Raw genomic sequence first — 13,498 nt, forward strand, 5'->3', positions numbered from 1 at the left:
ATGACAAGGTCATTGAAGCTACCGAAACAGTGATCCTGACCTTAACCGCGGGCAGCTCTGGCAGTCTTACCTATACCGCCAGCGGCAATGCTACCGTAAATATTACGGATGAGGAAAATATCCCTGCAAACTTGAGGCTGAGTGTGTTTAAAACTACAGATGCAGGAGAGCCTGGTACCAGCGGTGCTTTCCGGATCAGTTTGCCTTTAGGATTGACATTGAATGAGAACATTATCGTCAGCTATACAGTTGCAGGCACAGCGCTTAGCGGTATAGATTACAACCCGTTAGCCGGTACAATAACCATCCCGGCGGGACAGAATGGTGTAAACCTGCCTGTAGCAGTCATCAACGACCAGGTCATTGAAGGCACTGAGACCGTTGAGCTGAGCTTGACCAGCGGCAGCTCTGCCAGCTTCGCCTTTACGGCCAGCAGTACAAATGGCAGTGCCGTGATGGACATTACAGATGACGAAAATACAACTGCAGCCAAAACGCTGGTTGCGGTGAATACCGCAGACGGTGCAGAGCCGGGCACTCCGGGTGCCTTCAGCATCCGCCTGCCTTCAGGGCTGACTGCGGCAGTGGACATCACAGTGAATTATGCGGTGACCGGAACGGCCACTGGTGGCACAGACTATACGACCCTTGCTGGTTCAGCAGTGATCCCTGCTGGGCAAAATAGCGTCACTATACCGGTAACGGTGAGTGATGACCTGATCATCGAAGGAGATGAGACGGTGATTCTGTCGATTAGTTCGGGAACATCTGCCCTGGGCAGCTTCAACCCGGGCATCGGCGCCACTGTGAACATTACAGACGAAGAAAATATCGGCACCAACCTGGTACTGAATGTTACAAAAGCAGCAGATGGTGCAGAGCTGGGTAGTAACGGCAGCTTCAATATCAGCCTGCCTACGGGCATCCTGCCGTCTGAAGCTATCACGGTAAGCTACACAATTAGTGGTACAGCTAGCAGTGGTGCTGATTACACCGCCCTTACAGGCAGTGTAACTATCCCTGCGGGTCAGAACAGCGTGTCGGTTCCTGTAACGGTAAGCGATGACCAGATCATTGAGCAAACAGAAACAGTGATTATGACCCTGGTCGGCGGAACATCCACCAGCTTTGCCTTCACAGGTACGGGTAATGCCACAGTAAATATTAACGACAACGACAACATCTCGGCTAACCTTGTGCTGACGGCAACCAAAACAGCCGATGGTGCAGAACCGTCTACCAATGGCGAGTTTACCATCAGCCTGCCTGGAACTATCGTTTCATCAGAGGATATCACGGTGAATTATACCGTAGCAGGTACGGCAACGGCAGGGACAGATTATACGGCCCTTACCGGCAGTGTAACTATTCCGGCCGGCCAGCACAGTATAGCCGTACCAGTTATAGTCACTACAGATGCGCTGATTGAGCAAACAGAAATAGTGATTCTGACGCTGAACGGTGGCAGCGCTACCAGCTTTACATTTACTGGCATGGGTAATGCCACTGTGAATATCACAGATGAAAGCGACCCAACCAGAATGGTACTGAGCGTAATAAAAACAGCGGACGGTGCAGAACTGGGCACCAGTGGCGCCTTTAATATCAGTCTGCCTACAGGTGTTATCCCATCTGCAGATATCACAGTGAATTATACCATCAGTGGCACGGCAGCAGCTGGCACAGATTACGCCACCCTGAGTGGCACGGTAACCATTCCTGCAGGCCAGAACAACGTCACTGTAGCGGTAGCGGTAAACGATGACAAGCTGATTGAAGGCAATGAAACTGTTGTGCTTACCTTAACTGGTGGGACTTCCGGCAGCCTTAACTTTATCGCCAGCGGTACAGCAGGCACTGCCACGGTAAACATTGCCGATAATGAAGATAACGTTGCAGCCAAGACGATAAGTATTTTGGGTACGACGGACGGTGCGGAGTTGGGTATGGATGGTGCCTTTACCATCGGCCTACCTGCCGGCGTTACTGCAACAGAGGCCATCACGGTAAGCTATACCATCACAGGTACGGCAACCAGCGGTGCAGATTATATTGCCCTTACAAACTCTGTGGTGATTCCTGCGGGAGCGAACAGTGTCACTGTACCTGTTAAGGCGAGCGATGACCAGATCATCGAGGGCACAGAGACAGTGATGATGACGCTAACAGGTGGCAGCGCTACCAGCTTCGCCTTTACGGTAAGCAGCACTGTTGGCAGCGGCACGGTGAACATTACCGATGATGAAAATACAGCAGCAAGCAATGTACTAAGTATTTCAGGTACAACAAACGGTGCTGAGCCGGGCACTAATGGTACCTTCAGCATTAGTCTGCCGACCGGTATCACTACAAAAGAGAACATCACGGTAAACTATACCATTACAGGTACAGCTACGAGTGGATCGGATTACGCTACCCTTACGGGCACCGTTACCATTCTAGCTGGTTCTGGCAGCGCAAGCGTGCCTGTTACGGTAAGCGATGACCAGATCATTGAGGGCACTGAAACGGTGATCCTGACCCTGAATAGTGGCAGTTCAACCAGCTTCGCCTTTACGGCCAGCAGCACTGTTGGCAGCGGCACGGTGAACATCACCGACGATGAGAACTCAACAGCAAGTAATGTACTGAGCATCCTTAAAACAGCCGATGGGCTTGAACCTGCTAACCCTGGTTCTTTCACTGTCAAGCTGCCTGACGGGCTCACAGCGCTGAATGATATCACAGTAAACTATAATATTGATGCTGGCAGCACTGCGGCTTCAGGCATAGATTACCAGGCTATTAGCGGCACGGTGATCATCCTGGCCGGCCAGGGCAGTGTAAGCGTACCGGTAAGTGTGCTGGATGACCAGATCATTGAACTGAGCGAAACTGTGGTGATGAACATTACAGGTGGTACAGGGCTTGAAGCGAATGGCACAACCGCCATCAGCTTTACTGCAGCCATCGCTCAGGCCACCGTTAAGATTACAGATAATGACCTCAGTCCAGTCACGGGAGCCGTACAGCTCATCAAGGTGTCTGACGCTGTAGAAGGCGGGACGAAGGGTCAATACCGCATTGCCCTGCAACCGGGCATGAGCTCATCGCAGGACATTACGCTGTCCTTCTCACTGAGCGGCAATGCAACACGCAGTGGTGATTATCAGCTCATCACGGTACCGGGCGGTGCTGTGATCAGCGGCAATTCCATTACTATCCCGGCTGGCGCCAATGAAGTGCTGATCCAGGTGGATGCAGTAAATGACGGGGTGATAGAAGGGCAGGAGCAGGTTTTGCTCACGCTCAATAGCATCACTTCCACATTGCCATTCACCATAGATCCGGCGCAGGCATCAGCCAGTTTGAACATTGTAGATGTGAACGCAGCGGCCAGCGGCCAGCTCTCTATCACAAAAGTGACGGACGCAGCAGAGCCTGCCACCAACGGTAAGTTCAGGATAAACCTGCCAACAGGTATCACATCTGCCGGAGCAATCACGGTATCTTATGTACTTAGCGGCACTGCGCTGGCGGGTGCAGACTTTAGCACCGCAACAGTGGTTATACCTGCGGGTGCCAATGGCGCAGATGCAGCGGTAACGGTGAAGGACGATTATGTCCTTGAAAGCACCGAAACGGTGACGATGACCATACTGGGTGGAAACGGGCAGGACATTAACGGTAACAATCTGTTGTTCCCTGCCCATAGCACCAATCATACCGCCATGGTCAATATTACAGATAACGATAACACAGCCGCCAACCGCATCCTGGAAGTAGTGAAAGCATCCGATGCCACAGAACCAGCCAGCAATGGCCAGTTCGAGATCAGGCTGCCGGAAGCGGTACCGGGTACACGGTATACCGTATCTGAAAACATCAATGTAGTATTTGCCGCCAGCGGAACTGCTACATCTGATACAGATTACGGATCAACAGGCACCGGCATCATCTTGCCTGCAGGAAGCAGTAGTGTGTTTGTACCGGTAAATGTGAAAGACGACAAAATACTGGAAGGCACGGAAACGGTGACCCTAACGCTGGCCGGTTCTGCCGGCGCCGGCGGGGATGTTTACACCCCATCGGGCAGCGCGGCCACGGTGAATATTGCAGACGACGACCTTATTGCGGCAAACCTGCAACTGGAAGCTACAGCCACAATTGCCAATGCCCATGAAACAGGACCAGTGAATGGTGAGTTTACGATCAGTCTGCCTGCGGGGGTTACTATAGCATTCCCTGTTACGGTCAGCTATATCCTGGGCGGTACTGCCCAGCCTGGCGCAGACCTTACGGTGATGGATAAAGATTATGTGCAGATGAGCGGCACGGTAACCATCCCTGCCAATACCCGCAGCGTGAGCTTACCGCTGAGCGTGATCAATAATATGATCATCGACGGCAACCGCACGGTGATGCTGACCATCAGTAATGGTGCAGTTACCGTAGGGGGAGCAGCCTACAACCTTACTGCAGTAGGAACACCAGCTACAGTAACCATTGCAGACAACGATAACACTTCTGCCAACCTGCAGCTGAGCATCGTTAAAAAGAAAGATGGTGCAGAACCTGTAACCAGCGGAGCGTTTGAGATCAGCCTCCCTGCAGGTATTACCTCGGCAAGGCCAATAACCCTGAATTTCGCGATCAACAACACCGGCACAGCAGTGGCGGGTGCAGATTACAGCGCCATCGGCGCAGCAGTAACCATCCCTGCTTACCAACAAAGTGTAACCGTTCCGGTAAATGTGCTGGACGACCAGATCATAGAAGCGACAGAAACGGTGATTATGGATATCAGCGGGGGCGGTGATGGTCAGTTTAGCTACACAGCCGGAGCAGCCAGCAGGGCTACCGTACCTATCATGGACGATGACGCGGGCACAGGTGCAAGGGTGGTCTTGCTAACCAAAGTCTCTGACGCGGTTGAAGGCTCGGTGCATGGACGTTTCCGCCTGGCCTTGCCGGCGGGCTATACCAGCGCCCAGGATGTAACAGTGTCCTTTAACATGAGCGGGGGAGCAATACGCAGCAGCATGACCGATTACCAGCTATTGCAAGTGCCTGGCGGTGTACTTGGCGGTAACACGCTGACCATTCCTGCCGGATCCAATGAGATTCTGGTGGATGTGGAAGCTTATAATGACGGTACCATTGAAGGAACCGAAGGTGCTGTGATGACCCTGACCGGGGTTACCTCGGTCGTGCCATTTACGCTTGATCCGGCATACAGCAGCGCCACGGTGAACATTGTGGATGTAAATGCGGCCGCAGACAACCCGATTTCGGTAACCTGGCTGAGCCATGGGGCAGAGCCTGTCACAGGCGGTAAGTTCCGCATCAGTCTGCCTGGGGGCATCACTGCCGCCAGGGACATTACTGTGATGTATAACCTCTCGGGTTCGGCTACAGCAGGACTGGATTACACCGTTGGAACGGCTGTGATACCTGCAGGCGCCAACAACGCAGAAATAGCGGTGAGCGTCACAGACGACTATATCATAGAAGCGACCGAAACCATCAGCCTGCAGGTGCTGGGTGGTAACGGCAAAAATAACGGGAATGCCGATGTTTATTTCCCGGCAGATCCTACCAATCATACCGCGATGATGGACATTGCAGATGACGACAATACCTCGGCCAGCCGCACGCTTGAAGTGATCAGGCTGGATGATGCAGCAGAACCTGCAGCTAACGGGCACTTTGAGATCCGTTTGCCTGAGGCAGTTCCTGGCATACGGTATACTACCGCGAAAGACATCAACGTAGTTTATGCAAGTAGCGGCACGGCACTCTCGGGTGCAGATTACACCGCTCTTGGTACAGGCATTATTTTGCCTGCGGGAAGCAGCCGCGTGATTGTGGAGGTGAAGGTGAAGGACGATAAGATCATTGAAGATGATGAGACTGTTGTACTCACGATTGATCCGAATGCTTCTGTTTCGGATGCAGGGGGCTTCAGTGCCGCAACGGCCAATGCTGCTACGGTACTGATCACAGATGACGATGCAACAACCATCAACCAGGTGCTTGCCATCAAGGCAAGCATCCCTAATGCCGCTGAACCGACTGCAAACGGGGAGTTCCGCATCAGTCTGCCGCTGGGCATAACGGCCGCGAAGGACATTACGGTAAACTATACTATAGCGGGTACAGCCACTGCTGGTGCCGATTACAGCAATCTTACTACCCAGGCAGTGATCCTGGCCGGTCAGAACAGCGTGTCGGTTCCTATAACGGTAAGCGATGATCAGCTGATCGAAGGCACGGAAACGGTGATGTTGGCCCTGACCGGTGGCAACGCTGGTAGCTTTGTCTATACGGCCAGCACCAGTAACGCTAATGCCAACTTGAACATTACAGATAACGAAAATACAGCTGTAGGCAAGACGCTCAGCATTGCAAGGACAACGGATGCGGCAGAGCCGGGCACTAATGGCGCCCTCCGCATCAGCCTGCCTTCGGGCCTTACTGCGACCGCTGATATTACCGTAAACTACACTGTAGCAGGCACCGCTACTAGCGGATCGGATTATACCCCATTAACGGGCACGGTAACCATTCTGGCAGGCCAGAACAGTGCTGCACTGCCGGTAACGGTAATGGACGATCAGGTGATGGAAAGTCCTGAAACTGTAATGGTGACGCTTAGCGCAGGAACCTCAGCTGTGTTGGGCAGCTTTACCCTAAGTGCAGGGAATGATAAGGCTACGGTAATGATCACTGACAATGATGCGGGCAATAATCAGCTTCGCATTGCCGGTACAACCGATGCAGCCGAACCAGGCACTGCTGGTGCATTTACCATCGGCCTGCCTACCGGAGTGACTGCAACAGAGGCCATCACGGTGAATTATACCATTACTGGTACGGCAACCAGCGGTGCAGATTATACTGCCCTTACAAACTCTGTGGTGATTCCTGCGGGAGCGAACAGTGTCACTGTACCTGTTAAGGTGAGCGATGACCAGATCATCGAGGGCACGGAGACAGTGATGATGACGTTAACAGGTGGCAGCGCTACCAGCTTCGCCTTTACGGTAAGCAGCACTGCTGGCAGTGGCACGGTGAACATTACCGATGATGAAAATACAGCAGCAGTTAAAACACTGACAGTATTGAATGCTGCGGATGGCGCTGAGTTGGGTGCGAATGGCGCATTTACCATCAGCCTGCCATCAGGCACCACTGCCGCGGAAGCCGTTACGGTAAGCTATATCATCACTGGTACAGCCACTGGCGGATCGGATTACGCTGCCCTTACCGGCACCGTTACCATCTCAGCCGGGCAAAATAGCGTAAGCGTGCCAGTTAATGTTACGGATGACAAGATCATTGAGGGCACCGAGACGGTGATCCTGACCTTAACAGGTGGCAGTTCAACCAGCATTGCCTTTACCGCCAGCGGTACAGCAGGCAATGCCACGGTGAACATCACAGACGATGAGAACTCAGCAGCAAGCAATGTGCTGAGTGTGATTAAAACAGCAGATGGCGCGGAACCGTCTATTGGTGGTGGCTTTGCCATCAGTCTGCCTGCAGGTATCACAGCAGCAGCGAACATTAGTGTTACCTACACGGTAGAAGGTACGGCAACCAGCGGATCAGACTATATGGCCCTTGCCGGCACAGTTACCATTCCAGCCGGCTTCAGCAGCGTCACCGTACCGGTAACGGTAAGTGATGATCAGTTGATCGAAGGCAATGAAACAGTAGTCCTTACCTTAACCGGAGGCACTGCTGGTAGCCTTGCCTTTACCGCCAGCGGTACAGCAGGAACCGCAACACTGAACATCGCCGATAATGATGTAGGCCAGTTTGTGACCTGGAAAACAGTAGTTGCGTCAAACGGTGCAAGCCTGCTGCATGGCGGAGAGGAACTGACCTATACGATCTATGTAAGGAACACCGGCACAGTCCCTATTCCAAACATCAGCATCATCGATCCTGTTCCTGCCCATACCAGCTATGTAAGCGGAGGCACGCTGAGCGGCACAACAGTTAATTTCAGCATTGCAGGTCTTGCCGCGGGGGCAACCTCCAGCTTTACCTTTAAGGTGAAGGTCGATACAGACCTGACCGGGGTGAGCGGCATTACCAATACAGCAAGCGTAAGCGATGGCACAACTACCAAACCAACAGGCGGATGCGACCCTGCAGTTGCAGGATGTAATATCCAGTCAGGAACAGTGATCCCTGTGGCCAACAATCCTTTATTTGGAATCTCTATGTCAGCATCAGAGGCGGTTTATCAGAATGACGGCAGTTACCTGGTGACCTATACCATGAAGCTGGCTAATATGGGCGATGTACCACTGACCAATGTCCAGATACCTGACGACCTGAGAGCAGTATTCCCTGCTCCGGTACAGTTTAATGTGGAGGGAAGCGTAGCCGCTAGCGGCCAGTTGATCGCTAACAACGGTTATGACGGAGTAAATTCTAATAACCTGTTGGCAGCCGGATCTTCAATTGGCATAGGCAGGCAGGCAACGATCACCTTCAGCGTAAGGATCAAACCGAACAGGTTCTTCGGTCCTTTCAATAACCAGGTGACCGCTACGGCGAATGCAAACGGGCGGGTGATGACAGCCAGTTCATCGAACGGCACAAACCCGGATATGGATGGGGACGGGATCCCAGATGCGGCCTCGGTCACACCGCTTACCCTGAAACTCATTCCGTTAGTCGTACCGAATGTGTTCACGCCAAACGGTGACAATAAAAACGAAACCTTTGTGATCAAAAGCCTGGATCTGTATCCGGATAATGAGCTGACGATCGTGAACAGATGGGGCAATACGGTATTCGAGCGCAAAGGCTACAAAAATGACTGGGCGGCTACCGGGCTGAATGAAGGGACTTACTTCTATCTGCTGAAAGTGAAACGGGAGTCGGGCCAGTGGGAAATATACAAAGGGTACATCACCCTTTTAAGGAATAAATAGCGAAGGCAGATAATATTAGAAATATGAAAAGAACATTTGTGATATCGGTATTGATGCTTGCGGGCCTTGCGGGCAAGGCCCAGCAGGATGCACAGTTCAGCCAGTACATGTTTAATGGTATTTATATCAACCCGGCCTATGCGGGCTATAAGGAAGAGCTGAATGTGCATAGCTTTTACCGCTCGCAGTGGACGGGCATCAAAAGGGCTCCGGTGACTATGTCGGTGGCTGTTGATGCCATTGCCAACAACCGCAAGGTGGGGCTTGCCCTGCAGATTGCCAATGACCGGGTAGGTGCGCAGAGCACCCTTTCGGGCTATGTGAACTATGCCTACCGGATCAAGATGAGCGGGGATGAGTCCTCGCGGCTGGCCTTCGGGATCGGGGCCGGGCTGATGCAGCTGGGCCTGGACGGCTCCCTGCTGGAGCCGGGTGAGGTAGATGATGCCTATATCCCTGCCGGGATGCAGAGCACAGTGCTGCCGGATGCCAGGGCAGGGGTGTATTATTCCAATAACCGGGTGTATGCCGGCTTTTCTGTGGATAACCTGGTGGCGCGGTACTTTGACACAAACGAGGGCCGTAATTTGCTGGTTCCTGTTCCCAGGCCCCACTATTACCTGACCGCGGGCGCGTTGATCCCACTTTCTCAGGATGTGCAGCTAAAGCCTTCGTTCTTGTTAAAGGACGACCGGGGTGGACCGACCAATCTGGATGTGAATGCATTCATGCTGCTCAATGAGCGCTTATGGCTGGGGGTGTCCTACCGGACCTCGGTGAGTCTGTACAGTAAGGACTACCTGAACAAGAGCCTGCAGAAAACCAATTCAATGGTAGGGCTGGTGGAGGTTTTTGCCAGCGAGCGCTGGCGGATTGGCTATGCCTATGATTATTCCTTGTCCAGCTTAAGGACTTATAGCGGGGGCTCCCATGAGATCTCCTTGGGCTTTTACCTGAAGTCCAGAAATGTACGTATGACGAGTCCAAGGTATTTTTAATTTAAAGAAGATGAAACGTTCAATTACGCGAAAAATGAGCAGCAAGACATTTCAAATAGTGTTGATCACCAGCCTACTGAGCCTGGCCTGCCAGGGTGTTAAAGGTCAGTATGTACTGAATGAAGCGGATCAGCAATACCGTGCGGGCAATTACAGCCAGGCGGTGGAGCTGTATAACCAGGCTTATAAGCAAAAGAAGAGTACCCATTCCACACAGCAGCTGGCCGATAGCTACCGGGAACTGCGCAACTATAAACAGGCCGAGAGCTGGTATGCCAAGCTTGCCGGGATGGCAGAGCCTCAGACCCTGAATGTTTTTTACTATGCCCAGGCTTTGCGTAACAACTCGAAATATACTGAAGCCAGAGCGCAGTACCTTCGCTTTGCAGCTCTGGACAGTAAAGTAAGCCGGGATGAGCTTGCCGTATGGATTTCTTCCTGCGATTCTGCATTGCTGTGGATGAAAGACCCTAAACTAGTATCGCTTAAGAATGAAGGGGGGATAAATACGGACCATTCCGACTGGGGGGCATCCTTTTACAAGGATGGGCTGCTGTTCACCTCGGACCGGGCAGGGGACCAGAAAGTAAAAAAAGACAATGCTTTTTTGAAGTTTGACAACCGTGATTTTATCGATTCCAAAAAATATGGCAGGACAGGCAACCCCTACCTGCGCTTATACCAGAGCATTGGAGATAGCGTACAAGCCTTTCCCCTGGCTGCCGGCAATGAGCTGCATGTGGGCCCGGCCAGCATCAGTAGCGATGGAACAGAATTGTTCTATACCATTACCCGGGAGCTGAATAAGCAGGAACGCAAAAAGCAGAAAGGCAGCGGTACCATTTCGCTGAATACAGAACTCTATTCCAGCCGTCTGGTAGATGGGCAGTGGCAACCGGGTACTGCCTTTCGCTACAACAACATTACCCAGTGGTCGGTAGGCGACCCTTACCTAAGCAGGGATGGCAGCCAGCTGTATTTCGTATCGGACAAGCCGGGCGGATTTGGGGGCATGGATATCTACGTTTGCCAGCGGGCAGCGGGCAGATGGACAGATGCGGTAAACCTTGGCCCATCGGTGAACACCAGTGGCAATGAGCGTACACCGGTCATTGGCCAGGACGGTCAGCTTTACTTTTCATCAGACGGCCTGATGGGTATGGGTGGGCTTGACATTTACAGGGTCCGGGTACAGGATGGAAGGACCAGCGAGGTCTTGAACATGGGCTATCCGCTGAACTCGCCCCAGGATGATCTGGCCTTTAACTTCAAAGCGCCCGGCCAGGGCTATTTGTCCTCCGACCGTGAAGGGGGAAAGGGGAGCGATGACATTTATTCCTTCGTGCTCCATAAAAAGATGCAGTTGCAGCTGGAGGGCTATGTGCGCAGCAAGGCCACCCAGGCCGTGTTAAGGGACGCCATTGTCACCCTTACCGATAAAGCAACAGCTACCAGGCTCAGAACGCAAACCGATGCCCAGGGCCGTTACGGCTTTATTTTGGACAGCGCCTCGGTCTATGATATTACTGCCGAAAAGACAAACTTCCGTATGGTCTCTGCTGAGGCTGTGGATACAAAGGGTCTGGCAGCAAACACGACCCTGAGGAGAGACCTGCTGCTGGAGCCGATTGAGCTGAACAGAGAAGTGAGAATCAACAATATCCTATATGACTTTGACAAGTGGACGATCCGTCCGGATGCTTATGCCGAGCTGGATAAGCTGGTGCAGGTGCTCAAGAGCAATCCAACCTTATGGATAGAATTGGGTTCCCACACCGATTCCAGGGGCGGGGTAGCCTACAATAGGAAGCTGTCCCAGCGCAGGGCTGAATCTGTGGTGAATTACCTTAAAGGCCGGGGCATCGAGCCACACCGTTTAAAGGCCATAGGTTATGGACAAAGCAGGCTGCTGAACAAATGCAGTGTAGGCGTAGCCTGTACAGAAGCGGAGCATCAGTTAAACAGAAGAACAGAATTCACTATTGTGGAGCAATAATATGATGGAAACAATCACTCCCTCTAATTCAAGTTTCTATACTCATTGGGAGTATATCCTACATGCTGTTTAAATGATCGACTGAAATGCTGCGGATATTTAAAACCTAACTCATAAGCGATTTCGCCTACGGACTTAGAAATATCAAAAATCTTTTCTTTCGCAATATCCATAGTTTTCAATTGGATGTATTCCTGCGCAGATTTGCCGGTTTCTTTCTTAATGAGATCGCCGAAATAATTTGCCGATAAATTTAACTGATCGGCACAGTAGGCCACAGCGGGCAAACCGATCTCTTTTGGCTTATCCGAGCTAAAATAATCATTCAGCAATTCCTCGAACTTTTGCAGAATACCTTTATTGACATTCTCGCGTGTAATGAACTGTCGCTCATAAAAACGTACGCAATAGTTGAGCAACAGTTCAATGTTGCTCACGATTAATGTCTTACTATGCTTGTCGATACCGCGTTCTAGTTCATACCTGATTTTAGTACAGCAGTCGAAAATAAGCTTGCGCTCACTTTCTGATAAGTGAAGCGCCTCATGCACTTCATAAGAAAAGAAATTATAATCAGCCATGTGTCTGCCAAGTGAAGTACCCCTGAGCAGATCTGGATGAAATACTAATGCATAACCCTTTGGTTGGTAAAGTTCACCATTGTTTTCTGTACCGATGACCTGTCCAGGTCCGATAAACACCAAAGTGCCTTCCTCATAATCGTAATAGTTACAACCGTATTGTAGGTCACCGCATTTGACTTCCTTCAAAAACACACCATAAAAACCGTAATTGTACTTTTGGTTCAATTTTTTACCAGCCTTCGAAAGATCAACAATGTTTACCAAGGGGTGCAAGGTTTCATTGTTATTTAAAGCACTGAATTGCCCCACCGAATTGATCATTAGCACATTTTCCATTTCGTTTTCCTTTATCTTCTTCAAAGATACTACATCCATAATGGTTTGTATTGCCCGGATATCCCAATCAGTAATAATGGTACGGATTCCAGTAATTGATATAACAATCTCCTGCAAAATAGGCCTGACCTTTGTGCTTGGATACAAGGTGCTCGTTATCCTGAGCATTTACAAAAGAGGGTCGGCAAATAAAAATTAAAAAGACATGGAGAAAAAATTAGAAATAGAAACTGAAGGTTTTAAACCCGCGCCTGCGGAATATTTCACTGGAAAAGCGTTTGTAAGAACACTTGTGGAAGCTGATTCAGTTACCAACTGCAACATCAGCTATCTTGCTTTTGAAGAAGGTTGTCGCAATAACTGGCATACGCATCCATCCAATCAGATATTGATGGTAAAGGAAGGTACTTGTTATTATCAGGAAGAGGGTAAGCCAGTACAAAAGATTGGAGCAGGTGGTGTAATCAATATCCTTCCCGGCATCAAACACTGGCATGGCGCATCACCAGAGGCACCAATGGAACATCTTGTGATTAACATCAACACAGATAAGGGATTAGTGAATTGGATGGAAGCAGTGACAAATGAACAATATAATAATTGATATGGCTTCCCTCTGAGTTTAGTCGAAGGTAATTCTTTGGTTAATCT

At 50.9% G+C, this 13,498-nt stretch carries 5 protein-coding genes (1 of these 5 cut by a window edge); 4 read left to right on the forward strand and 1 reads right to left on the reverse strand.

Annotated features, from left to right (window positions below):
- The 3 genes in view from FBD94_RS01335 to FBD94_RS01345 are tightly spaced (at most 23 nt apart) and all read left to right on the forward strand, a layout consistent with a single transcriptional unit that may run on beyond the window.
- A protein-coding gene (locus FBD94_RS01335; RefSeq protein WP_136878822.1) for a Calx-beta domain-containing protein crosses the window boundary here: on the forward strand, positions 1-8,933 show its final stretch. It extends 21,739 nt beyond the left edge of the window; 8,933 of the gene's 30,672 nt are visible here — the last part of the coding sequence; its start codon lies beyond the left edge, outside the window; it ends in the stop codon at positions 8,931-8,933.
- Between the two features lie 23 nt (positions 8,934-8,956).
- The gene (locus FBD94_RS01340; protein WP_136878823.1) at positions 8,957-9,931 is read left to right on the forward strand and encodes a PorP/SprF family type IX secretion system membrane protein; all 975 of its coding nucleotides are present in this window, start codon (positions 8,957-8,959) and stop codon (positions 9,929-9,931) included.
- Positions 9,932-9,941: 10 nt separating this feature from the next.
- On the forward strand, positions 9,942-11,927 hold the full coding sequence (locus FBD94_RS01345) for an OmpA family protein (RefSeq protein WP_136878824.1): 1,986 nt from the start codon (positions 9,942-9,944) through the stop codon (positions 11,925-11,927).
- A gap of 23 nt (positions 11,928-11,950) precedes the next feature.
- Here the strand turns inward: FBD94_RS01345 and FBD94_RS01350 are convergent, their stop codons facing one another.
- Positions 11,951-13,015, reverse strand: a complete 1,065-nt coding sequence (locus FBD94_RS01350; RefSeq protein WP_317131560.1) for a helix-turn-helix domain-containing protein — start codon at positions 13,013-13,015, stop codon at positions 11,951-11,953.
- 37 nt (positions 13,016-13,052) lie between these two features.
- Here FBD94_RS01350 and FBD94_RS01355 point away from each other — a divergent pair, with 37 nt between their 5' ends.
- Positions 13,053-13,451, forward strand: coding sequence for a cupin domain-containing protein (locus tag FBD94_RS01355; protein WP_136878825.1), 399 nt, complete (start codon positions 13,053-13,055; stop codon positions 13,449-13,451).
- Positions 13,452-13,498 lie beyond the last annotated feature (47 nt).

The organism is Pedobacter hiemivivus (assembly GCF_005144565.1).
GTDB classification, from domain to species: domain Bacteria; phylum Bacteroidota; class Bacteroidia; order Sphingobacteriales; family Sphingobacteriaceae; genus Pedobacter; species Pedobacter hiemivivus.